16 protein-coding genes and 1 pseudogene are annotated in these 24732 nt (G+C 67.8%); 10 read left to right on the top strand and 7 right to left on the bottom strand.

Annotated features, from left to right (window positions below; all coding sequences use genetic code 11):
* Together ACV229_RS37910 and ACV229_RS37905 are read left to right on the top strand one after the other, a co-directional pair.
* Positions 1-182 (top strand): hypothetical protein (locus ACV229_RS37910; RefSeq protein WP_448088168.1); only part of this gene is annotated, 182 nt, incomplete at its 5' end.
* Positions 164-1372 (top strand): NAD(P)/FAD-dependent oxidoreductase, encoded by a 1209-nt coding sequence (locus tag ACV229_RS37905; RefSeq protein WP_448088167.1) that lies wholly within the window; start codon positions 164-166, stop codon positions 1370-1372. The genes ACV229_RS37910 and ACV229_RS37905, both read left to right, overlap by 19 nt.
* A gap of 116 nt (positions 1373-1488) precedes the next feature.
* On the opposite strand, the gene ACV229_RS37900 is transcribed toward ACV229_RS37905, so the two are convergent.
* Together ACV229_RS37900 and pdxR are read right to left on the bottom strand one after the other, a co-directional pair.
* Positions 1489-1989, bottom strand: coding sequence for an Ohr family peroxiredoxin (locus ACV229_RS37900; protein WP_448088166.1), 501 nt, complete (start codon positions 1987-1989; stop codon positions 1489-1491).
* Positions 1990-2356: 367 nt separating this feature from the next.
* Positions 2357-3877, bottom strand: coding sequence for a MocR-like pyridoxine biosynthesis transcription factor PdxR (pdxR, locus tag ACV229_RS37895; RefSeq protein WP_448088170.1), 1521 nt, complete (start codon positions 3875-3877; stop codon positions 2357-2359).
* Positions 3878-4071: 194 nt separating this feature from the next.
* Here pdxR and ACV229_RS37890 point away from each other — a divergent pair, with 194 nt between their 5' ends.
* The 3 genes and pseudogenes from ACV229_RS37890 to ACV229_RS37880 all read left to right on the top strand — a co-directional run.
* Complete coding sequence (locus tag ACV229_RS37890) at positions 4072-4815, top strand: SDR family oxidoreductase (RefSeq protein ID WP_448088165.1); 744 nt, start codon at positions 4072-4074, stop codon at positions 4813-4815.
* Positions 4816-4898: 83 nt separating this feature from the next.
* A complete protein-coding gene (locus ACV229_RS37885; RefSeq protein WP_448088164.1) occupies positions 4899-5936 on the top strand; it encodes a LysR family transcriptional regulator in 1038 nt (345 codons plus the stop codon).
* 132 nt (positions 5937-6068) lie between these two features.
* Positions 6069-6212, top strand: a pseudogene (locus ACV229_RS37880) (hypothetical protein); the annotation flags it as partial.
* 54 nt (positions 6213-6266) lie between these two features.
* Here the strand turns inward: ACV229_RS37880 and mltA are convergent.
* Positions 6267-8003, bottom strand: coding sequence for a murein transglycosylase A (mltA, locus tag ACV229_RS37875; RefSeq protein ID WP_448088163.1), 1737 nt, complete (start codon positions 8001-8003; stop codon positions 6267-6269).
* Positions 8004-8052: 49 nt separating this feature from the next.
* Positions 8053-10170 carry a protein kinase domain-containing protein gene (locus ACV229_RS37870; protein ID WP_448088162.1) on the bottom strand — a complete coding sequence of 706 codons (2118 nt, stop codon included), beginning with the start codon at positions 10168-10170 and terminating at the stop codon, positions 8053-8055.
* A gap of 281 nt (positions 10171-10451) precedes the next feature.
* On the opposite strand from ACV229_RS37870, the gene ACV229_RS37865 reads away from it, so the two are divergent.
* The 3 genes from ACV229_RS37865 to ACV229_RS37855 all read left to right on the top strand — a co-directional run bounded on the left by ACV229_RS37865 (position 10452) and on the right by ACV229_RS37855 (position 19489).
* Positions 10452-12695, top strand: a complete 2244-nt coding sequence (locus ACV229_RS37865; RefSeq protein WP_448088161.1) for a CHAT domain-containing protein — start codon at positions 10452-10454, stop codon at positions 12693-12695.
* Positions 12696-12702: 7 nt separating this feature from the next.
* Positions 12703-14391 (top strand): ShlB/FhaC/HecB family hemolysin secretion/activation protein, encoded by a 1689-nt coding sequence (locus ACV229_RS37860; RefSeq protein WP_448088160.1) that lies wholly within the window; start codon positions 12703-12705, stop codon positions 14389-14391.
* 109 nt (positions 14392-14500) lie between these two features.
* Positions 14501-19489 (top strand): beta strand repeat-containing protein, encoded by a 4989-nt coding sequence (locus ACV229_RS37855; RefSeq protein ID WP_448088159.1) that lies wholly within the window; start codon positions 14501-14503, stop codon positions 19487-19489.
* Positions 19490-19617: 128 nt separating this feature from the next.
* Here the strand turns inward: ACV229_RS37855 and ACV229_RS37850 are convergent, their stop codons facing one another.
* The 3 genes from ACV229_RS37850 to ACV229_RS37840 are packed head-to-tail and all read right to left on the bottom strand — an operon-like array spanning position 19618 to position 22114.
* Positions 19618-20562, bottom strand: a complete 945-nt coding sequence (locus tag ACV229_RS37850) for a hypothetical protein (RefSeq protein ID WP_448088158.1) — start codon at positions 20560-20562, stop codon at positions 19618-19620.
* 42 nt (positions 20563-20604) lie between these two features.
* Positions 20605-21405 carry a PP2C family protein-serine/threonine phosphatase gene (locus tag ACV229_RS37845; RefSeq protein ID WP_448088157.1) on the bottom strand — a complete coding sequence of 267 codons (801 nt, stop codon included), beginning with the start codon at positions 21403-21405 and terminating at the stop codon, positions 20605-20607.
* A gap of 34 nt (positions 21406-21439) precedes the next feature.
* Positions 21440-22114: a hypothetical protein gene (locus ACV229_RS37840; protein ID WP_448088169.1), complete on the bottom strand. Its 675-nt coding sequence runs from the start codon at positions 22112-22114 to the stop codon at positions 21440-21442.
* A 974-nt stretch (positions 22115-23088) separates the two neighbouring features.
* Between ACV229_RS37840 and tssA the strand changes: the two genes are divergently transcribed.
* Together tssA and tssB are read left to right on the top strand one after the other, a co-directional pair.
* Positions 23089-24135, top strand: a complete 1047-nt coding sequence (gene tssA / locus ACV229_RS37835; protein WP_448088156.1) for a type VI secretion system protein TssA — start codon at positions 23089-23091, stop codon at positions 24133-24135.
* An 89-nt stretch (positions 24136-24224) separates the two neighbouring features.
* A complete protein-coding gene (tssB, locus tag ACV229_RS37830; RefSeq protein WP_448088155.1) occupies positions 24225-24725 on the top strand; it encodes a type VI secretion system contractile sheath small subunit in 501 nt (166 codons plus the stop codon).
* The last annotated feature ends 7 nt before the right edge of the window (positions 24726-24732 follow it).

Below are 24732 nucleotides of genomic sequence, written 5' to 3'. Positions count from 1 at the left end.
CGGTGTCTCACGAAGAATTCACGACTTCTTCTAAAGGACTAGAGCAAGTCGGCTCCGGTGCCGAAGAAGTCATGCCGTTCGCGCAGCGACGTTTTCGTTTTGCCTGTCTGGCTTGCAGCTGGCATCCGTCGACATCGCAATTTTCCAACCGAGGGCAACAATCATGTCGCAGAAAATCTTGATAGTGGGTGCCGGCTTCGCCGGCGTGTGGGGCGCACTGGGCGCAGCTCGCGTGCTGGATGGTGCTGGTGTGACGAGCAGTGACGTTGAAATCACGTTGATTTCCCCGAAACCGGAATTGCAGATCCGGCCGCGGCTGTACGAAAGTGATCCGCAGCGGATGGCCGCACCGCTGCTGCCGCTGCTCGATGCCGTGGGCGTGAAATTTCTCGAGGGTAGCGTCGAAGCGATTTCCGTCCACGACAAGACGGCAAGTGTCGCTTGCTCCAACGGCCAAAAGCGTTTGCTCGCGTATGACAGGTTGTTGTTGACCAGCGGCAGCGAGCTGAGCAGGCCGCCGGTGCCGGGGCTGGCGGAACACGCGTTCTCGGTCGATCGTATCGAGGACGCGGTAGCGCTCGACGAGCACTTCGCGGCGCTGGCGAAACTGCCGGATTCGCCGGCACGCAATACCGTCGCGGTGGTCGGCTGCGGCTTTACGGGTATCGAGGTCGCCACCGAGTTGCCGAAGCGATTGCGCGAGTGGTTTGGCCCGAACGTGGCGAGTCGTGTTGTCGTGATCGGGGCGCAGGACGAAATTGGTCCCGATCTTGGCCCCAATCCTCGACCGTATGTCGCTGAAGCCTTCGACATGCTGGGCGTCGAGACCCTACTCGGATCGCGCGTTGTGTCGGTCGGGGCGGACGGCGTTCGTACCGCGTCGGGCACGCATATCGAAGCCATGACCGTGATCTGGGCGGGCGGAATGCGTGCCAGCCCGCTGACGGCGCAAGTCTCGTCGCATCTCGACCCGCTCGGACGTGTCGAGGTCGCACCTGATCTTCGTGTCGCCGAAGCGCCTCATGTGTTCGTGGCGGGAGACGTGGCGCGAGCGCGGAGCGACGATGACGGGCACGATGCATTGATGTCCTGTCAACACGCCATCGTGATGGGGCAATTCGGCGGATACAACGTTGCCGCCGATCTGATCGGTGTGCCGACACTGGAATACAGACAGCCGTTCTATGCGACATGCGTCGACCTTGGCGAATGGGGCGCCGTTTACTCGGAAGGCTGGGATCGGCAGATCAAACTGACGCATGCGGAAGGCAAGGCGCGCAAGCAGATGATCAACACGCAGTGGATCTACCCGCCGGCGCCGAATCGTGCCGAAGCTCTGGCAGCGGGTAATCCGCAGGCATCCTTCGCCTGATTTGTCTACGCCCCCGCGCGTGTCGCGAGATGCGCACCGGGGGCGATCAGGCACGCGGCAGCAGCAATGAACGTTTTCAACGGACAAGAGGCTGCTGCCGCGCGACAGGCATTGAGTCAGTCGACGACGGTCACGATATTGACGGTGCCTTGTCTGGCCATCTTTGCATACGGGCACAAGCGTTCCGCAGTTCGAACCATCTCTTCCGCGACGCTTCGATCGACGCCAGGCATCCGGACCCGGACATCGACGAGCAATGCATAGCCGCCGTCCATCGGATCGCGACCGAACGAAACCTGCACCTCCACGACTGTATCGGAGACCTCCATTTCGGCGCGTTTCTCGAGCAGGTTCAGCGCACCGTGGAAGCACGCGGCGAACCCTGCCGCGAACAGCTGCTCCGGATTGGTCCCGTTGCCGGGCCCGCCGAACTCGGTGGGCAGGCGCAGATCGACGGCGAGATTTCCGTCATCCGAGCGGACCACGCCGGATGCGCGGCCGTGACCCGTCTCGCCGCCGGACACGGTGACGCTCGTCGTATACAGAGGTTGAAAATCCCGGCCCCGATACCTGTCGAGGAGGGAAAGCGGAGGGGCCTGCAGCTTCTTGTCATCCATGATGCACGCTCGAGTTCAGAGACGCGTTCCGACCGTCAGTCATTCATTCGTCGAAGCGTCTTGCGACGGGGGCTGCACTGCCCGGGCAGATAGCGTCTTCGAGAAATGGTGTGGCGCGAACGATCGTATGAGGAATGCGGCAATCTTCCGGTGCAGCCCGATTCCTGGTTCGTCTACGGGAGAAAGACGCCTCCATGCTAGAGGAGCGCGAATGGCGACGATATGGCCGTCTGGGGCGATTGTATGTTTCCCGTTCGACACCAATCCGGACCCTGGCACGATGATCGCCGCCACGAATTTCCACGCGGCCCTCGGCGGTAGCGGCTGCCGGCGAGCCCGGACGCGCGCAGTTGCTGCGTGACGCGCGTCAGCGGTCCAGGCAGGCGCGCAGCGTTTGTGCGAGACGGTGCGCTTCGCCCGCATCGGCGATGTTTGCGAACCCGATGACGAGGCCGCGCGGCGTTTGCTGCGTGTGGCTGTTCGTATACCAGATCGAGAGCGGCACGACCGCGAGTCCCGCGTCGCGGGCACGCGCGGCAACGGCGATGTCGTCGACCGGCCCTTCGGGCCCCTCTGCGAACCGCACCGCGAACTGGATCCCGCCGGGCGGCAATTCGACGATCAGTCGCTCGCCGAACGCCTGCCGCAATGCGTGCACGATCAGCGTGCGTCGCTCGCCGTACAGCGTACGCATCCGCTTCAGATGCCGGGCAAAGTGTCCCTGTTCGATGAAATCCGCCAAGGCAGCCTGCAAGAGTGTCGGCGAGCCGGCATTCATGCTGCATGCCACGCGTTCGACGCGCTCCACCGCGCGCTCCGGCACGACCGCGTACGCAAGCCGCAAACCGGGGTACATCGCCTTGCTGAAGGTACTGCAATAGATGACGTGATCCCGCCGGTCGAGACTCTTCAACGCCGGTAGCGGGCGGCCGAGATAGCGAAACTCGCTGTCGTAGTCGTCCTCGACGATCCAGCCCGACGTCTTTTCGGCCCAATCCAGCAGTGCGATGCGTCTGGAAAGGGACAGCGTGTGCCCGAGCGGGCTCTGATGTGACGGCGTCACCAGCGCGAAGCGTGCCTGCGCATCCAGTTGCATGCCGCGCTCGACGTCGATCCCTTCGGCGTCCACCGGCACCGGGACGAGTTGTACTCCGGTCTCGGACAGGAAGCTGCGTGCGAGCAGATAGCCGGGATCCTCGAACCAGACACGGTCGTTCGGGCGCGCGAGGCTGCGCAGCACGAGTTCCAGCGTTGCGCGGTAGCCGCTGGTGATGAACACCTGTTCCGGCACGCAGGTGACGCCGCGCGACAGCGCTAGATAGGTGGCAATGTGTTCGCGTAGCGGCCGGTAACCGGCCGGATGCGGGTAGCCGAGCAGCGCGCGTTCGCCGCTGCCCGCGCGCAGCGACACGAGCCGGTGCCATACCTTGCGCGGAAATGCGTCGAGCGCCGGGACTCCGGGTTGCAACGGGCGCGGCTCGCCGCTCATCGCGACGGCGATTGGCTGCGGGCGCCGCGGAGGCGGACTGTCGCTCGACATGCCCGATGCCCGGTGCGAGTCGGCGTATTCGGCGCGCGTTGCCTGTTCGTCGCTACGCGCGGGCGGCGACCGCGTCAGCGATGTCGGCAGGGACGGCGATACGAACGTGCCTGCCGCGCCACGCATTTGCAGATATCCCTCGTCGACGAGGATCGTGTAAGCCTGTTCGACGGTGCCGCGCGCCGTGTTCAGTTGCGTCGCGAGGCCGCGCAGCGCGGGCACGCGATCGCCGGGACGCAGATGACCCGCGGCGATTGCGGTTCTGAACCGCTCGCAAATCTGCAGATAGATCGGCAACTGATGTTGCCGGTCGATTTCGATGGTCAGTGTGGGCGCTTGCGCAGACATCACGGTCTCGTGGGTGGCGGGAGCAGACGCGGCATGGACCAGTCCGATCGACGATTCTTGGCACTTACCGCTAGGACATGATTCTTCCACAATTGCGCTACGCGATGCGACGGTCATGGCCGCCTTCGCCGGATACGGCGCCCGTCACGTACCTCACGCGTTCGAATGAAATCCTTTCGTCAGGAGATTTTGCGATGAAGATCGTTGTCATCGGCGGTTCGGGCCTGATCGGCTCGCGTGTCGTCACGCTGCTCGGCGAAGCGGGCCATCAGGCGCTTGCCGCATCGCCGCGCACCGGCGTCAATACCATTACGGGCGAAGGCCTCACCGACGCATTGACGGACGCGGACGTCGTCGTGGACGTGGCGAATGCGCCGTCATGGGAACCGCAGGCGGTGCTGGACTTCTTCCGCACGTCGGCACGCAATCTCGGCAAGGCCGAAGTGGCCGCAGGCGTGCGCCATCACGTCGCGCTGTCGATCGTCGGCTGCGACCGGATGCCCGAGAACGGCTATTTCGCGGCCAAGGTCGCGCAGGAACAGGCGATCGAAGCGGCGGGCGTGCCGTACACGATCGTGCGCGCCACGCAATTCATGGAGTTCATCGGCGGGATTGCGGATTTCGGCACGGAAGGCGGCACGGTCCGCATCGGCGACGGACTGTTTCAGCCGATCGCCGCGGAAGACGTCGCGGTACTCGTCGCGCAGATCGCGCTCGCCGGGCCGCTGAACGGCACGGTCGAGATCGCGGGCCCGGATTGCGCACCGTTCGCGGAGATCGTCGCGCGCTATCTGAAGTCGGTCGGCGACACACGCGCGGTGGTGACCGATCGCGACAGCCGCTATTACGGCGGCCGCGTCGAGGAAAAATCGCTCGTGCCGCTCGGGCCTGCGCGACTCGGCCGCATCGGTCTCGATCAGTGGCTCGCAAGACGCTGATTCGCATTCGCACGTGTGGCGGTGCGCTGGCACAGGCCAGCGACGGGCAATCGGGATGAGCGGCATGTCTGGGGGCAGCGGAAATGAATCAATCGGATACATCGGAGCATGGTGTTCGTTGCGACCTGGCCGGTCGCGCCGATGCACTGTCGGCGAGCTTCGGTGCGAGCTATGCGGGCATCCTTGCATTCGTTGCAGTGGCGAGCGAGGGGAGTTTTACCAAGGCCGCCGAACTTCTCGGCGTCGGCCGGCCGGCCGTGAGCCGGAACGTTCAGAAGCTGGAGGCGCAGTTGAGTACGCGGCTGTTCCAGCGGACCACGCGCACGACCGAACTGACTTGCGAAGGCCAACGATTCTTCGAGAACTGCCACCAGGGCGTGGCGCAGATCGTGGAAGCCATGAACGACATGCTGGAACTGCGGCAGGGGCCGCCGCGCGGCCTCATTCGCATCAGCTCGGCGGTGGGATTCGGCAGGAAAATCGTTGCGCCGCTGCTGGAAACGTTTGCGAAGGCCTACCCGGACATCATCATCGATCTGCTGCTCGACGACCGGCCGATCGACCTCGTGTCGGAACGGATCGACGTGTCGTTCCGCAACGGACGCATCGAGGACTCCAGCATCATTGCCCGGCAACTGATTCCGATGCAGATGGCGCTCTGCGCGGCACCGTCGTATGTGGCCAGGCACGGTCTGCCGCAGCGTCTGGAGGACCTGTGCCGGCACGAGTGCATCAATTTCCGTTTTGCGAGCGGTCGCGTATTCGAATGGGAATTCAACGTCGATGGCCGCGTGCAAAAGTACCTGCCGACGTCCCGCCTCACGTTCAACGACGCGGATCTGGTGTTGCGTGCGGTTCTGAACGGATCGGGCATTGCGCAGATGGCGGGCTATCAGATCCGCGACCATATCGCAGCGAACGAGCTTGTTGTCGCGCTGGCGAAGCATGTGCCGGAAGATCGCGGCCACTATATCTGCTATCTCAGCCGGCAACATCTTCCGACGCGCATTCGACTCTTCGTCGACTTCATGACTGAACAGATACGCGCACTCGACTTGAACTGCATGACCCGGTTCAACCCGGATGTCGCATATGACTCATCGGCGGGATTGGCGGCGTGAAAAATTTCGCGAAAGAAGACAGGTGGGTCGAATCCGTCGTGACACGATGCGGACGTTTGTAGGAACCGGACGCAGCCCCTGGCGTTGCAAGCTGCGACGTACGCGTTCGGCGCTCGCCGGCTGGCCGACGCCGTGCACGCGCACGGCTGCCGGCTGTTCACGCAGCTCTTTCATCCGGGCCGGGAACTGATGGAGTCGGCCGACGGGCTGCTCGCGGTCGCGTATGCGCCGTCGCCGGTGCCCAACGAGCGCTTTCACGTGATGCCGCGCGCGCTTTCGCACGCGATGATCGGCGAGATCGTGCGCGGGTATGGCCAGGCCGCGCGCCGCTCATCGCGCATCGTCGACGCAGAAATCAGGATCGCTGACGACACAGTCGGCGTTCGACGTTGCCGGCCCGCCGACGCCGCGCGTCTTCAGCGCCGCGTTCTGCGCGGCGATCGGCAACCCCTTCGGCAGCAATACCCACATCCGCATGCGCTCCTTCGTGCGACTCGCGAGCGTCTGCGCACCCTGGCCGAAGCCGTAGAAATAGTCGGCCCGCACCGCGCCGCGAATGGCGCCGCCCGTGTCCTGCGCCATCATCAGCCGGTTTACCGACCCCGGCGCCTGCGCATCGCCACCGGTCGACACGAACACGGGCGCGCCGAGCGGCGTCGTGCGCGGATCGACGGCGACCGAGCGTCCGGCCGACAGCGGCACGCCGAGCGCACCGACCGGGCCGCTCGGCGAATCCGGAATCGCGCGGAAGAACACGTAGCTCGGGTCCGACGTCGCGAAGCCGTGCCGGATCGGCGTAGCCGTGGCCGGCTCGCGGCCCGGTGCATCACCGTTCGCGGGACGCGCGCGGGCCGTGCTGTCGAGCGCCGGCGCCAGCGCACCCGCGCTCGATGGCGTCGCGGTCGCGAGCTTGAAGCCTCGTAGCAGCGGCGATACGGGCACGTCGTCGTCTGCCGCCGGCGTGCCGGTCGAGTCGGGTGCGGCGGCGGCCGACGGGTCGTCGTCGGTCACGTCGATCGTCATGTCGAGACCGCGCACCGTCAGCCGATGCGCGCCGGCCGGACGATTCGCGGCGACGGGCGGCTCGAACGGCCGGCCGTTCTGCTCCGCGTAAGCGACGCGGCGGATCGTGCCGTCGCGCATCCGGATCTTGCCGGAGCCTTGCACCTGCATCGAATAGAGCATCACCGGATCGTCGACGTACGCGAGGATCGGCGCCTTCAGCGTGCCGCGCTCGATCTCCGCACGCGTGTAGTACGGGACGATCCTGCCGTGGTCGACCCGCATCCGGTACTTCTTGTCGCGGATGTCGGCGACGCCGTCGCGCAGGTCGATCATGTAGATGCCGTTCGTGCCGTTCGTGCCGTTCGTGCCGTTCGTGCCGTTCGCTGCCGCTTCCGCGAGCGGCACGACCGTGCGGCCGACGATGCGCGCAGGCAGCATTCGGCCATTCGCGTCGGGCGGCACGCGCCGCGCGTCGAGGTACAGCAGGTCGTCCGGCGTGCCGTAGACGGGGTACAGGTACGCGCCGCCGTACTGGCGGCTGCCGTTCAGCAGCGGCTCGTAATAGCCGGTCAGCGTGCCGTCGGTCGTGCGGTCGACGTTGCGGATCTGGTACGCGTTGAAGTTGGCCTCGAAAAACTGGCGGACGGCCGTCGTGTTGCGCGCATCGACGGATCGCGACGCCGCACATGGCGCCGACCATCCGGCGCGCGTGCCGAGCACCGCGCAACTGCGGCGGAACGCGTCCCACGCGGCGCCGAGATCGTCGGTGCGCCAGCCGGGCAGGTCCGCGAAGGGTGTCGCGTCGTACACTGCGTGACGCGTCGCGAACGTGACGGCGGCGTTCGACGGCGGCGTGCCATTCGCGGTTGGCGCAGCAGCCCGCGCCGACGCCGGCGACACATTCGCGACGTTGACGGCGCCGCGTGCCGCACGCGCCTGCGGCGCAGCGACAGTCGACGCGGCCGGTTGCGCCGGTTCGATCGTCACGTGCATCGCCGGCTGGTCGCTCGCGCATCCGGTGAGCGCTGCCGCCACGATCGGCAGCAGGGGAACGGTTCGCATGGCGCCTCCTTGCCCGATGGGTTGCGGGGCCGTGTCGCGATCGCCGCGCTCAGTTCACGACATCGATCGTGAACGTCGCCGCGCCGAACGCGTCGGGGCAGTCCGCGCTGCCGGCGCCGCAGCGCGGCTTGCCCGCGAACGGCGAATAGCGCGCGGTGCGAAGTGCGGCCGCATTGCGTCGCGCGTCGGGCGGAAACGATGCGAACACCGAACCGCGCTTGAGCCCGCCGTCGCCGAAGTCGCGCGGCAGCGGCGACACGATCGCGAGAAAGCGGTTCGGCCCCGCCGGCGCGCCCGCGAGCATCGGCCAGCTCGCGCGCGGCAAATTCAGCTGCTGGCCGGCTGCAATCGCATTGTTCTTGTCGAGCGCGTTCGGAAACAGCATCAGGTACTGCCCGTCGGGATCGACCATGAACACGTACGCGTAGCCCGCGCGGTCGCTGCCGAGCCGGAACTGCAGGTGATCGCGGTTGATGTGCGCGACCGTGCTGCGCAGCGCCGTCGTCACGTGGATCGCCGGATCGGCGAGCGCGACGATCCGGTCGAATTCGCCGCCGGGCGTGTACGGCGGCAGCACGGTCTCGGCCGGCGGCGATGCGGCGGCGAGCGACGTGCCGGCGGACGCAGGCGGCACATTTTCGGGCGCGGCCGATGGCGTCGAGCCGCCGTGCGTCGGGCTGGCCGGCGCGGCCACGATTGGCGACGAGGTCGATGCCGGCGGCGCGGTTGGCGTGGACGGCGCTGGCGTGGCGGCTGCCGGCGGCGCGGGATTCGCTTCGGCGGGCGGCGTCACGCCCGGCGCCTGTGCGACCGTCTTGCCGCCCGGCGTCGTTGGCTGCAGAGACGGCCGCAGCGCCAACCAGCCGCCAAGTACCGCGATCGCCACGACGCCGACGGCGACCGCGGCAATCGTCGCGGGCCGCTTGCCACCCTGCGCCGTTGCGCCGTGTTCGGGCGGTACGGCAGCAGGCGTCGCGCCGCTCGCGCGCGAACCTGCCGGCATGCGCGGCGCAGCGGAAGCCGGAACTGCCGACGCGCCTGCCGCGCGCTGCGACGTTTGCAGCGTGCTCGTGGCCGGGCCTGCTCCCGGCACGGGCACGGCGGCCGGCCCCAGCGCCGCCGCGTTGCCGCTGCGCGTGCTGTCCGGTGTGCTGTCCGCGGCATCAACCGCGAGTCCGAGCGCTGCGGCGAGCGCGTAGACGTCCTGCGGGCGGTCGTGCGGCTGGACCGACAGCGCGCGATCGAGCGCGCGCAGGAACGGATCCGAATAGCGGCCGGCGGCTTCGGTCGCGAGCGGCGCGCAGGTGTCGTTCAGCAGGCGGCCGACGGCCGCGGGCGGCGTCTTACCGAGGATCGCGAAATAGACGACGGCCGCGAGCGCATAGAGGTCGGTCCACGGCCCCTGCTTCATCGACGGCACTTCCGCGTACTGCTCGACCGGCGCGTAGCCGGGCTTGAGGATCACCGTCAGCGCCTGCGTCATGTCCCCGATCACGCGCCGCGCGGCGCCGAAATCGAGCAGCAGCGGCCGGCCGCTTCCCTTGAGCAGCATGATGTTGTCGGGTGCGATGTCACGGTGATAGCACTGCGCGCCGTGCAGCACCGCGAGCGCCTCGACGAGCGGCGCGAGCAGCGCGCGCAGCCAGTCCTCGTCGGGCGGGCCGGGCATTTGCCGCAGCGCCTCCTTCAGCGTGACGCCCTCGTAGTACGGCATCACCATGTACGCGGTGCCGTTCGCCTCCCAGAACCGGTACACCTTGACGAGCGACGGATGATCGAACTGCGCGAGCAGCCGGGCTTCGTTGATGAAGCTCCTGAGGCCCGCGCGGAAGGTGTCCGCATGCCGCTCCGACTTGACGGTGACGTCGTTGCCCGAGCGCGACGCGAGCGCGGCCGGGATGTATTCCTTCAGCGCGACGTGGCGGTCGAGCTGCGTGTCGTACGCGAGATAGACGATGCCGAACCCGCCTTCGCCGATCAGCCGGACGATCTCGAACTCGGCGAGGCGCGTGCCGATCGGCAGCGCGTGCGGCGAACCGGCTGCGGGCAGCGCGGTTGCGGGGACGACGACGGTGCGTTCATCGTCCGGCACGCCGGACGAGGCGGGCGGTCCCTCCGGCGCAGGCGGCTGTCTCGCGATCACCGTCTTGTCGTCGGGACTTGTCATCGGGCCTGGCTCCGTGGAAAGGCGCGCCCGGCGGCCGCGGCGCGCACGCGCGGGCCGCACGTACACGCGCGTATACCGTGGAAGACGAATGACGCCGCCGATTTTGAAAGCGGCGGCGGCCGCGCGCAAAAAAATTTTCGCGATGCCGTTTCAAAACGCCGCGGTCACGTTCGTTTACGTGGTTGAAGTCGGCGATCCCACGCGCAGCCGTTTCCCCAGCCGTTGCGCGCACCCGTCGCCCGGACCCGCTGCATTCCTCCACTGCCGTGCAGGATATCGATGTGAACGAACACCACGATCTGTCGAGCGGGTGCGCGGGAACGGTCCGCGGCGCAACGCACCGCGATGGCGGTGGCCGGCCTGCCCGGCGCACCGGGGCGGCGCGCGCGCTGGCCGTCGTGGTGATTGCCGCCACTGCCGCCGTGGCGGTCGTTTCCGCTGCCCATGCGGCGTCGCCGGCCCCGTCCGCGCAAGCCGACGCGAGCGCCGCTGCCGAACCGTTGGCATTCCGCCAGACCGAGGAGCGCGCACGCGACGCCGAGACGCTGAAGTCGCTGACGGCCGAAGGCCGGCTGCTGCTGTCGCGCGACCACGTGAAGCTGCCCGCGTATCAATACTGCAGCATGTCCGTCGCGGCCGCCGAGCGCGGCGACTTCCGCGACAGCGTCGAAGCCGCCGCGCGTGCGCTCGTCGTCGCCGAGCAGACCGACAACGCCGATCTCGCCGCGCTGTCGAAGCGCGACCTCGCGATCGCGTACAGCTATGCCGGTGATCTTGCCGACGCGGAGCGTTACGCGAAGGAGGCGCTCGCGTCGCACCCGAAGGCGCCGGAGCAGGTGTTCGCGCCCGCGAACAAGGTGCTCGGCGACATCGCGCTGCGCCGTGGCGACCCGCAGGCGGCGCTCGCCGCGTACGACGCGGCGCTGAAGACCGCATCGCCGCGCTACCGGCCGCTCGTGCTGCTGTCGGTGACGAACGCGCAGATCGCGGCCGGCGACACGGCCGGCGCGCGCAGCACGTTCGACGCCGCGAACCCGCCGCCGTCGGCGGAACTCGCGCCCGCGTACCGGCGCATCGAAGGGAACCTGCTGCTCGCGGAAGGCAAGCCTGACGATGCGAAGCGTGCATTCGACGCGCTGCTGTCCGGCGGCCCGTCGACCGATGCCGACTACGACCGCCTGTGGGCGCACGAGGGAATCGGCCGCGTGTACGTCGCGCTCGGCGACACGTCTCGCGCGCGCGATGCGTACCAGCTCGCGGTCGCCGATTCCGAACGGATCCGCGCACGCTTTCGCAGCGACGAGTTCAAGACGGGCCTGTTCGGCGATACGCAGGCAGTCTTCGAGGAAGCGATCCGGCTCGCGGTCGATGCCGGCGACTACGCGGGCGCGTGGAACCTGTCGGAGCGCAGCCGCGCGCGGGCGCTGCTCGACGTCGTGCGCAATCGCGTCGACGCGGGCGTCGACGACCGGCAGCTCAACGGCGACGTGCCGACGCTCGACGCGGTGCGCCGCGCGCTGCGGCCCGACGAGGCGATCGTCGAGTATCACGGGCTGAAGCGCTCGCTCGTCGTCTGGGTCGTGCGCCGGGACGGGCTCGTCGGCCGCACGCTGCCGATCGCGCGCGACGACCTCGACGCGGCCGTCACCGATTTCCGCAACGCGATCGTGCGCCGCAGCCCGGCCGCGCTGAAGTACGGCGAGAAACTCGACGCGCTGCTGATCGCGCCGCTCGGCCTGCGGCCGAACGAACGCCTGATCATCGTGCCGCACGGCGCGCTCCACTATCTGCCGTTCCAGGCGCTGCGCGACGCGAACGGCTTCCTGATCGAGCGTCATGCGATCGCGCTCGAGCCGTCGACGAGCGTCGCGCTGCAGCTCGATGCGCGGCAGCAGCGGGTTGCGAGCAATCTCGTCGCGTTCGGCAATCCGGCGATCACGCCGGCGTTCGCGCTGCCGGGCGCGGAGGCCGAGGTGCAGGCGATCGCGCCGCTGTTCGTGACCAAGGAGGTGTTCCTGCACGGCGCGGCGACGCGCGTGAGCTTTCGCGACAACGCGCCCGCCGGCCGCGTGCTGCATGTCGCGACGCACGCGGAGGCCGACACGATCGATCCGCTGCATTCGCGGATCCTGCTCGCGCCGGCCGCGCAGCCGGCCGACGGCCCCGATTCGCTGCTCGCGAAGGACATCTACAACCTGAGGCTCAACGACGTCGCGCTCGTCACGCTGTCCGCGTGCGAGACGGGCCTCGGGCGCATCGCGCGCGGCGACGAGATTCTCGGCTTCACGCGCGCGTTCTTCTACGCGGGGGCGACGAGCCTGATCGTGTCGATGTGGCCCGTCGCCGACGAATCGAGCGCGCTGACGATGCGCACGTTCTACGGCCAGCTCACGGACGGCCGCGAAGCGATCGACGCGATGCGTGCCGCGCAGCTCGCGGTGCTGAAGACGCCGCGCTTCGCGCATCCGTTCTTCTGGGCCCCGTTCGATCTGATGGGAGGCTGGCGCCTGACGGTCGCGCGCTGACACGACGATGAGACAACGGAAACTCCGGATCCTGGCCGCTGCCGTGTCGTGGAGCAGCGCGCTGGCGTGGGCGCAGACGGCACCGCCGCCGAACGCGGGCAGCATCCTGAACGAGACGCAGCCGCGCGAAACACGCCCCGCGCCGCCCGGCGGCGCGAGCGCGCTGCCGGCCGAGCCGTCGCCGCCACCGCCTGCCGCGGTCGCGCCCGGCAAGACCTTCGAACTCAAGGGCATCACGCTGAAGGGCAACGACACGATTCCGACCGACCAGTTGCTCGCCCCCGTGCGCGACCGGATCGGCACGCAGGTCGGCTTCGCCGATCTCGACGCGATCGCCGCGCGCATCACGCGCATCTACCGCGAACGCGGCTACGCGCTCGCGCAGGTCGTGATTCCGCCGCAGGACGTGACATCCGGCAACGTCGAGTTCAGCGTGCTGGAAGGGCGCGTCGGCCATGTACGCCTCGACGTCGCGGCCGGCACGCCGGTGCGAGAAAGCGTGCTGCGCGAGCGCGTCGCGGCGATTCCGGTCGGCGCGCCGCTGCGCCAGGGCGATCTCGAGCGCACGATGCTGATGCTGTCGGACCTGCCCGGCATCCAGGTGTCGTCCGCGATCGAGGCGGGAAGCGAGCCGGGCACCGTCGACCTGACGATCAACGTCGCGCCGGGCAAGCGCTGGACGTTTTCCACCGACCTCGACAACTACGGATCGTCGTCGACGGGCACCTGGCGGCTCGGCGCGCTCGCGCGGCTGAACTCGCCGTTCATGATCGGCGACAACCTCGACGTGCGGCTGCTCGGCAGCGAGCGGCTCGACACCGCGTACGGGCGTGTCGCGTACGAGGCGCCCGTCAATGTGAGCGGCACGCGCGTCGGCGTCGCGGTCGCGCGGCTCAACTACACGCTCGGCAAGGAGTTCGCGCCGCTCGACGCGCAGGGCGAGGCGACCGTCGTGGACCTGACGGTCACGCATCCGCTCGTGCGCACGCGTAACCAGAACCTGCTCGCGCGCGTGAACCTCGAGTATCGCGACCTGATCGACAACATCGGCCTCGTCGACGAGCACAATCACCGGACGTTGATCGAGGGCAGCGTCGGCGTCAGCTACGAAAGCCGCGACGCATTCCTCGGCGGCGGCTACAACAGCGCCGACGTCGAGCTGCTGATCGGCAGCCTCGACATCAAGTCCGAGATCGATCGCGCGCTCGACGCGTCTGCGCTCGGCCGCAACACGCAGGGCACCGAGGGGCGCGTGACGTTCTTCGCGAACCGGCTCAATTCGGTGACCGAGCGCGTAAGCGTGTTCGCGGGGATTTCCGGCCAGTGGGCGATGACGACGCTCGACAGCTCGTCGCGCTTTCTGCTCGGCGGGCCGCACGCGGTGCGCGCGTATTCGCCGTCGGAGGCGCTCGTCGACGAGGGCTTCGTCGCGACGTTCGAAGGGCGCTACGCGGTCACGTCGAAGCTGTCCGTGTTCGGCTTCTTCGATTTCGGCACCGGCTGGTACAACGCGAACCCGCGGCCGAACCAGGGGAACAACAACATCACGCGCAGCGGCGCGGGCATCGGCGCGTTCTGGTCCGCGCCGGGCGGGTTTTCGGTGCAGGGGACGATCGCATGGCGCACGACCGCGTCCGATACGACCGGCAACGATCGCGTGCCGCGCTTTTACGTGCAGCTCACGAAGGCGTTTTAGCCGCGGGAACGGCGCGACCAGCGTTTCGTCGGCGCGTCGGCGGCGAAACGGAGGACGGGAATCGACGAATCGCGGATCGAGCCGGCTCGCGGCCGGCGCTGGGGTTGCCATGAACAAGCCACATCATGCGCGCCGGATGCGCGTGGGAACCATCGCAGGGGCCGCCGCCGCGCTCTTTGCCGCATACGCGCAGCCGGCACTCGCGAACCCGACCGGCGCGCAGGTCGTGTCGGGCAGCGTGAGCGTCAATTCGCCGTCGGCCGGACAGATGAACATCACGCAAGGCACGCCGAACGCGATCGTCAACTGGAACACGTTCTCGATCGGCGCGAGCGAGGGCGTATCGATCGTGCAGCCGTCGGCGACGTCGGCGCTGCTGAACCGTGTGGTCGGCAACGACCAGAGCGTGATCGCGGGCCATCTGCACGCGAACGGCCGGGTGTTCCTCGTCAATCCGGCCGGCGTGATCTTCACGCCGGGCTCGTCGGTGAACGTGGGCTCGATGATCGCGTCGACGCTGAACATCGCCGACGGCGATTTCCTCGCGGGCAAGTATCGCTTCGTCGGCGCGTCGACGGCGCCCGTCGCGAATGCGGGCACGCTCACCGCGCAGGACGGCGGCACGATCGCGCTGCTCGGCGGCACCGTCAGCAATACGGGCGTCGTCAGCGCGCGGCTCGGCACGGTCGCGCTCGGCGCAGGCAGCGACATCACGGTCGATTTCGCGGGCGACGGGCTCACGACGCTGCGGATCGACCGGGCGGCGGCGAACGCGCTCGTCGGCAACGCGGGCACGCTCGCGGCCGACGGCGGCACGGTCGTGATGAGCGCGCAGACGGCCGACGCGCTCGCGGGCACCGTGCTGAACCAGCAGGGCGTCGTGCGGGCGCGCAGCATCGCGGAGCGCGACGGACACATCTTCCTCGACGGCGGCCCGAACGGCGTGACGCTCGTGAGCGGCACGCTCGATGCGACCGGCGGCGCGGCGCTCACGGGCGGGCGGATCGACGTGACGGGCCATGACGTCGCGCTGCTCGCCGGCGCGAACGTCGACGCGGGCGGCGCGGCGGGTGGCGGCACGGTGCGCGTCGGCGGCGGCGCGCGCGGCGCGGATCCGACGATCCGCAATGCCGATGCGCTGTGGATGTCGCCCGCTGCGCAGGTGCGCGCGGATGCGCTCGCGTACGGGAACGGCGGGCATATCGTCGCGTACAGCGACAGCGTCGCGCGGCTGTACGGCACGCTGTCGGCGAAAGGCGGCGCGCAGGGCGGCAACGGCGGGTTCATCGAGACGTCGAGCCATTCGCTCGATACGAGTGGCGCGAAGGTCGATGCATCGGCGCCTGCGGGGCTGGGCGGGACGTGGCTGATCGATCCGTATGCCGTCAGCATCGTCTCCGGCGCCTCGACCGTCACGACGGGGGCGGCCGGCGGCTCGGTGACGTTCGCGTATTCGACGTTTCCGGACACGCAACTGACGAACGGCACGATCGAGGCCGAGCTGAACAACGGCACGTCGGTGGTCGTGTCGACGCAGACGTCGACGCAGTCGGGTGCCGGCGACATCGACGTCAATGCATCGATCGCGAAGACGCTGGGTGGCGATGCAAAGTTCACGCTGAGCGCGTCGGGGTCGATTGCGATCGCGTACGGCGTCAGCATCACGTCGATCGCCGGCAAGCTCGACGTGCTGCTCGATGCGAGCGTCGGCACGAGCAGCACGCAGGTGCCGGCGAGCTCCATCGTCATCGGCAGCGGCGGAACCGGCATCCCCGTCACGACGATCGCCACCAACGGCGGCAATGTCGTGATCGATGGCAACGGCGGGTTCGGTAACGTCAGCATCGGCAACGCGAACGTGACGACCGCGGGCGGGAACGTCGCGATCAGCGGTAACAACGGCGGGGTCGGCCTGACCCGGACCCGTGTCGATACGGCGGGCGGAACCGTGCAGATTGCCGGCAACGTGACGGCGGGCGCGTCGATGGCGACGGTCAACGCACCCTCCACGGTATCGATCGGCGGCGTCGTCGTCGATCAGAGCACGATCGACACGCACGGCGGCAGCGTGCAGATTTCCGCCGACGTCAATTCGCCGGCCACGACCACCCTGTACTACGTGTCGAATCCGGTCACGACAGGCAGTGTCGTCGTGAACCAGAGCACGATCGACACGCAGGGCGGCAACGTGACGATCCAGGGCAAAGCCGAAACGGCGATTCCCGTGACGACGATCGTCTTCACGCCGACGATCACGACAGGCGGCGTTTTCGTGGATCAGTCGAGCATCGGTACGCTGGGCGGCAGTGTGGGGATCACCGGAAGCGCCGTGTCGGGCGACGGCGTTGCGCTGAACCAGTCGCTGGTCGATGCGGGCGCAGGCAGCGGCAGCGTCCTGATTGCGGGCCTGGTGTCCGGCACGGCCTCCGGTACCGGCTTCCTTGCGTCGAGCACGACGATCTCGGCCGGCGGCGCGATCGGCCTGTCCGGCTTCGCGACCGGCAGCGGTTCCGAGGTCGGCAGCGATCTGTCCGGCGTCAACGTCACGAGCACGTCGGGCGGGAACGTGTCGCTGTCCGGCAATGCGACAGGCCAGTACGCGATCGGCATCGAAACGGGCGCATCGACGTTCAGCACCGCCGGCGGTGCAATAGGCGTGACCGGCACTGCGACGGGAACGGGCGGCAGCACCGGCATATCGCTGTTCAACAGCAGCGCGACCGATACGACCGGCGCGATCACGCTGACCGGTACCGCCACTGGCGGCAATGCGTTCGGTGTCGAACTGTTCGGCCTGCATACGGTGACGGTCAACAATGTGACCACGTCGACTCCCACGCTCAATGCGACGGGCGGCGCGATCACCGTGACGGGCACCGCATCCGGGCTCGGCGGCACGGGCGTCGCCCTCGACGGCGGCGCAACGCTCGTCGACACGAGCGGCGCGATCGCGGTGAACGGCAACGTGACGTCGGCGAGCAGCTTCGGTTCGACCGGGATCTCGATGCAGTCGAACACGTCGATCAGTACCGGCAGCGGCAACATCACGCTGACGGGGCTCGTACCGTCGACCGCCGACTTCAGCACAGGAATCGGCGTGTACAACAGTGCGTCCATCGCGTCGTCGAGCGGTGCGATCGCGCTGACCGGCGAAAGCGTCGGGAGCCCGTCGGCGAACGCGTCGGTGCAGGGCGTCGTGCTCGGCACGCTGGTCAGCAGCAATTTGCTTTCGTTCGCCGCCGCGCCGGCATCGCCGTCCGTGACGACCGGCAGCGGCACGCTGAGCATCGACGGTTCGGGCTCCGGCACGCAGGCGGCAGGTGTGCTCGTCGCCGGCGGCGGCGCGATCCGGTCGACGAACGGCGGCAATATCGACATCCGCGGCGCGGTCGCGAGCGGCGGCGCGTCGGGCGTCCAGAACGACTTCGGCGTGCTCGTGCTGAACGGCAGCGTGAAAGCGACCGGCGCGACCGGGAACATCGCGATCGCCGGGTCGACGAATACCGCTGATCCCGGCGTCGCGCTCGGCTACGTGATTCCCGCGACGTCGGACGGCCAGACTGCCGGCCCCGTGTCGGTCTCGACCGCGAACCCCGGAACGATCACGCTGCGCGCGTCGAACGACGGTACCGCGAGCAGCCTGCTGGCACGCACGTTCGACGGGAACCCGGTCGTCTCGTCGCCGAACGGCGTGCTCGTCGTCGCGCCCGCGGCGGTCGATCCGGCGAACGGTTTCGCGGTCACGGCCGTCGACGCGGCGCCGATCACGCTGCTGGGCGCCGGTGCGGGCCTCAGCGTCGATCCGACGACGTTCGGCAACTTCGCGAACTTCCAGACGATGATCTTCGGCTCGTCCACGCAGACCGGCCTCATCACCGTCAACGGCGCATGCGCATCGGGCGCGACCCCGTGCGTGCCGACCAAGCCGTCATTCACGACGAACCTGACGCTCGAGAACGAGGGCGCGGGCAGCCACGGCATCGTGCTGCCGTACGGCATTTCGATGCCGGCGTACACGTTGACGCTCGCATCGGCAGGCGCCGTCACCGATCCGGGCGGGATCCAGGCGGCGGGCCTGTTGCTGGCCGGCCCCGGCACGTTCACGCTGACCGATCCGCAAAACGCGGTCGGCGTGCTCGCGATGGCGGGCGCGGGCAACGTGAACTTCCTGAATTCGATCGGCTTCGCGATCGGGCCGATCGTCAGCAAGACGTACGATTCGACGACCGGCCAGGTCACGACGATCGACGCGACGAACTCGACGCTGACCGGCAACCTCGTCGCGCAGGCCGCGACCGGCAACCTCTCGCTCGGCGGCGGCACGCCGGCGCCGAACGGACCGACGGGCGGGCTCGATACGAACCTGACCGCCGGCGGATCGGTCGACCTCGTGATGGAAAACGGCGTGTTCAAGGACGCGGGCGCGGGCACGATCAGCGCGGGCAGCGGCTGGCGGATCTGGGCGCAGACGTGGAACGGCGAGACCCGCGGCAACGTGCAGCCGAACACCGCGCAGCCGAACTTCTACGGCTGCCTGTTCGGCGCCGGATGCAACTGGGGCGGCGTCGTGCCGGCGACCGGCAATCACTACGTGTACGTGAATCGCCCGCCGCTGACCGTGACGGCCGGCGATGCGTCGCGCCCCGCGCTCACGCCGAACCCGCCGTTCTCCTATACGGTCGCCGGCTGGATCAACGGCGACTCGCCGGGCACGCTCACCGGCAGCGTGACGACACCCGCGACGCAGACCTCGCCGATCGGCACGTATCCGATCGATCCGAACTTCGCGTCGAGCATCGGGTACGTCGTCAACCAGGTGCCCGGCACGCTGACCGTATTGCCGGTGCTCGAGTCGAGCCTGCCGCTCGCACAAAGCGGGCTGCAGTCGTTCTTCGGCAACAGCGAGCAGACGTTCGTCTACGAGAACAACCTGCAGGGCACCAACATCTGCATCGGCTCGTCGCAGCCGCTGTTCACGTCGGCGCCGCCCGGCGACAAGCAGGATCTGCTCGCGGTCGAATGGAAGCGCGTGCGGCAGCAGCCGAACCTGAACAGCTGTCTCGTGACGAACAGCGAGCACGGGTGCGGTGACTTCTAGAGTCCGCTCGGATATGGAAACAGACTCCGGGTGTGAAAACGATGTGCGTTTCGCCGGCGGCCGTGAGCACGACATGCTGCCGGCGTGCTGCCGGTTTGCGACGCAGCGGCGCGCGGTCCGCCGCCGGGTCACGCGCGCATGACGGCAAGGAACGCGAGTTCGTACGATCCGTCGGTCACTTTTGCGTCCAGGCTGCGATGGACGACCTTGATCGAAGGCATGCCCTGGTTGCCGTCGATCGTCTCCAGCGCGCGACCGTCGACCTGGTGAACCATGCACACGTGTTTCCAGCCGCTGGCCGTTCCCTTCCTGAGCAGGACGATGTCGGCGGGCTTCAGGTCGTAGCCGTTCCAGCCGATGTCGCGGAATTCCTGGTTGCCCTTGCCATCCATCGGGCTCGGCCCCGAGTAACGCAGCACCTGGCCGGGCGTCGTCGGCTGCATGCCCCAATGGATCGCGCGCTGCGGCGACCACAGCACGGTGTTCGAACTGCCGAACGGATTGTCCTCGCCCCTGATCGCGCAAGCCTGATCCCAGCACCAGTACGCAAACCCGCCGCACCAGTCGAGGCTTTCCGCCATGTTGTACACGCCGAAGCCGTTGGTTCGGGCAATGGCGCTGCACATCTGGTCCTCGGCGACGCGGATCACGGCATCGCGCAACGACAGGGTCTGGAGTTCGCGCCGCAACTCGGGCGTGACCTGGGCCTTCGCTTTGCCGACCTGCCGGCAAGTCGCGTCGCCGATCACGCGGACGGTGAGCGGCGCAATCCAGTCGCTGCCGTCGAGGGTCGCGCGCAGCAAGGTCGTACCGGGCGATTTCGCGGCCAGGTTGACGACCCGAATGACCTGATCCTTCTCCCAGCCGCTCAACGTTCCGTCGCGGTGCGCGCCGGCATTGTCGGATGCGCCGGAGGACGCGACCGCGACGTTCTCGTCGTCCGTGAACACATCGAGACCCGCGCCGGCGACGAGGTAGAACGTCGTGCGACGGTTGATCGACATCACCTGCAGGTTGCGGTTCGCATCGTATCCGCTCGGATCGCTGTTGCTGGGTTTATGCAGATTTGCCATGGGAAGCTCCTCGGCAAGGGTCGGGGTAGGGGTGTTGGGGGCTCACGACGGGCCGTCTTGCGACATCAGCACGGTCGCCTGCGAATCGTCCGCGTCGACGATCCACACGGCCAGCGCGCTGAAGTTGTCGTGATGCGCTTTCGCGACCGCGCGCACCTGCGCGGCGAGCGCGCCGAGCCACGCGGCAGGCGTCGTGGCCTGCGACAGCGCGGCCTGCATCAGCGTTTCGCCGACATGTTCCCAGAGGCCGTCGGTGCAGATCAGGAACGCGTCGCGATCGCGCAGTGCGAACGTGCCGTCGACGCCGTCGACGTCGATGCCTTCGCGCGTGCCGAGCGCGGAGAACAGCACGTTGCGGCGCGGGTGATGACGTGCCGCCTCGGGTGTCAGCAGGTGCGCGTCGACCATCTGCTGCACCATGCTGTGATCGCGCGTCTGCGCGCGGATGCGGCCGTCGCGAAAGCAATAGAGCCGCGTGTCGCCGCAATGGGCCCACGCGGCGGTGCGGCTGTCGCGATCGATCGCGAGCAGCACCGCGGTCGAGCGCATGTCGCGCACCGTGTCGCCGCCGTGCGCCTGCTCCTCGACGATGTTCTCGTTCGCATGGAGCAGCGTGTTCACGAGGCGCTCGCCCGTCGGCGGCAGCTCGGCGACGGTCAGGTAGCGCAGATCCGCGAGCGCGGTGCCGACGGCGATGCGCGACGCGACGTCGCCGCCACCGTGGCCGCCCGCGCCGTCCGCGACGATCCCGTAGTACAGCCGCTCGCTCGACCACTCGCCGAGCGCGTCTTCGTTGCGTGAGCGGCCGCCCGGGTCGGTCAGGCTGGCGGTGGCAAGTTGCACTGTGTCCTCGCGTCGCTTGCGGGTTGGGTCGGCGCTAGGCGGGCCCGCGCGACTGGGCGGACAGGATGCCGAGCACCGCGAGGATCGCCGCGCGGTTGTCCGGTGCGATGTCGATCCCGAGCGTGCGCTCGATCCATTGACCGATCGCCGTGCGCGCAAAATCGGCCGGCTGCGCGTGCTTCTTCAGCGTGACGCCGAGTTTTGCCGCGCGATAGTGATACGACGCGATCCGGTACTGCGCGGCGACTTGCGACAGCCCGCCTTTCTCGTCCGACAGCCAGCCGAGGCTGCCCGCGAGCACGAGCCGGTCGGCATCGTCGAGCCCGTCGATGAACGCGCGCGCCGATTCGCGCACGCACGATTCGTCGAGGCCATGCGGCAGCAGCGCCGCCTCGATCGCGTCGACGGGCAGCGCGACCTGCCGCTCGATTTCGTGCAGCGCATCGTCGATCGGCACGTTGCGCTGGTGGCCGGCGTGGCGCAGGCAGTCGATCAGGTAGCGGCGGAAATACGCGCACACCGCGTGCCGGTTCGACGGCGCGCTGTGCAGCGGAAACGTCGCGGCTTCCGGCTGGACGGCCTCGAGGCGAAACACCTTCAGAAAGATGAACTGCGAGATCAGCTCTTCCTTGTCCTCGCCGAGCGCCTGCAGCTCGAGCGGATGGTACGTGGTGAGCGCGCTGCGCACGATCGCATAGATCGACGCCATCTCGTCGTGGCTCAGGCGGGTGCGGCGTCGCCACAAATCCGGCAGCGCGCGCTCTCCAACGTCGCAGACCGTGGTTGGGCTATCGATATCCACCTGTCACCCCGGCATGATGGTCGGCCGCCACGTCGTGTCGTGGCGAAGCTGTTCTCGCGTCGTCGCGACCGATCGGGCCTGGCACGGGCAATCGGACGCCGCATCAATTTATTGCGTAATTGGAAATCCATCAATAGAGATTTTAGTCCGTAAAAACCATAGGCCGGATGGAAGATATGTGTGCCGCACAAAACCGTCATAAAAACGTTTTTAGGTGACGGTGTGCGCGAAGCGGTATTGGAATTTCGTGAATATGTTCGGCAATTGGATTTAGGGATGAAGTGCGAAATTCGACGTCGCGCACCCGATGCGCCGCAGCGCGCGCGCCGGCGATACGCGTGGACGTCCCCTGCGTGAGCGCGGAATGGCCAGAGGAATCGGCCCGGAAAGCCCGTGGGACAAGGATTCTCAGGCAAATGCGAGATGCGGGCGATCCGCCGAACGTGTGCCTGCTCGGTCCACCCGGACCCGGTGGACCTCGCAACGTGAAACGTTTGGGGACCGAATAAAATTGCCTGCCCAGGCAAGATTCGATTGTATTTATCTGTTTATTTGCAATGTCTGAAGAATGCCGAATTCGTTAAGCGGATTACTAGAAATTGTTTCCGTTTCGTATGAATTAAGCAATAAATTAGGGGTTGAATCGTTCATGATTCATTCGCCATCTTGTCACTTTTATTTTGTAAATTGCGTGCTATCCTCATAACCGATTGGATCGCGGTAATTAACGGAAACGGCCACGCAATGTGGCCGTCGCGCACAGCTGAACAGGCATAAATTCTCTATTGGGGATTCAAAAGGGTCGGTAAAAGGTACGCGTGCCGTTGCTATCGCGAACGGCATGCGGATATCTGTTCAATCGAATTCGACGCCGAGCGAAGATGGCTACGCTTGATACGGGTGCGCTGCTTGCCGACCTTTCTCCGGACCAGCCTGGCGGCGTCGATGTCGAATACGACCCGGCGTTCCTCGAGCTGGAGCAGGCGGTGCGTGGCAAGCCGGAAGTCCAGTACGGCGATACCGTCGTCGCCGCGACGGAGGCCGACTGGAAGGCCGCCGAATCGCTCGCGCTCGGGCTCCTCGAAAAGAGCCACGATCTGCGGGTCGCCGCACACCTGTGCCGTGCGCGGCTGAACCGCGACGGCTTCGTCGGCTTTGCCGACGGCCTCGCGCTGCTCGACGGGCTGCTCGAGCGGTGCTGGAACCACCTGTATCCCGAACTCGATCCCGACGACGACAACGATCCGACCGCGCGCGTGAATGCGCTCGACATGCTCGTCGAACCCTCCGGTGTCCTGATGGATGTGCGTGACGCGCCGCTCGCCGCGTCGCGCTCGCTCGGCGTCGTGCGGCTGCGCGACGTGGAATACGCGAGCGGCGAAGTGCCGGCGCCGGCCGGCGTCGACGCGCCCACGATCGTGTCGCTCGACGCGATCGTTACCGATGCGCTCGACGATGCGCGCGCGGTGCATGCGGCATTGCAGGCGGCGCTGCAAAGCGCGACGCGCATCGAAACGGTGCTGACCGAACGCGTCGGCGCCGCGCGTTCGATCGACCTGATGCCGCTGTCGCGGCTGCTGAAGCAGGCGGCGGGCTTTCTCGGCGAACGCGTCGGGGCGGTCGAGCCGCCGCCGGATGCCGACGCGTCGGCCGACGTCGCCGTGGCCGGCTTAGCCGACGCGGAGACCGTCGCGCCCGCAAAGGTGATCGTGATGGCGACGGGCGAGATTGCGAGCCGTCAGGACGTGATCAGGGCGATCGACCGGATCTGCGCGTATTACGAGAAGCATGAACCGTCGAGCCCCGTGCCGCTGCTGCTCGAACGGGCGCGGCGGCTGGTGGACAAGACCTTCATCGAGATCCTGGCGGAGCTCGCGCCCGATGGACTGGGACAGGCCCGGCAGGCGGGCGGTATCGCGAACGAGTGACAACGATTCTTGTACGGGGTGTTCATACGCAACATCACTGACGCGCCGCGTCGCGAGCGGCGGGTGCGCCGTCAACCAGGGGAAATGCCGTGGCCAAGGAAAGCAGCCAGAAATTCATCGCGCGCAATCGGGCGCCGCGCGTGCAGATCGAGTACGACGTCGAGGTCTACGGATCCGAGAAGAAGGTCCATCTGCCCTTCGTGATGGGCGTGATGGCCGACCTGTCCGGGCAGCCGGCCGATCCGCTCGCGCCGGTGTCGGATCGCAAGTTCCTCGAGATCGACGTCGACAACTTCGACGAACGCCTGAAATCGATGAAGCCGCGCGTCGCGGTGCAGGTGCCGAACACGCTGACCGGCGAAGGCAATCTCGCGGTCGACATGACGTTCGAGAGCATGGACGACTTCTCGCCGGCGGCCGTCGCGCGCAAGGTCGATGCGCTCGCGAAGCTGCTCGACGCGCGCGGCCAGCTGCAGAACCTGCTGACCTACATGGACGGCAAGACCGGCGCGGAAGACCTGATCGGCAAGCTGCTGGCCGATCCGGCGCTGCTGCAGTCGCTCGCGTCCGCGCCGAAGCCGCAGGAATGAGCCCGAA

The organism is Burkholderia sp. MR1-5-21, assembly GCF_053427715.1.
This window is presented reverse-complemented; position numbering and strand designations above follow the sequence as displayed.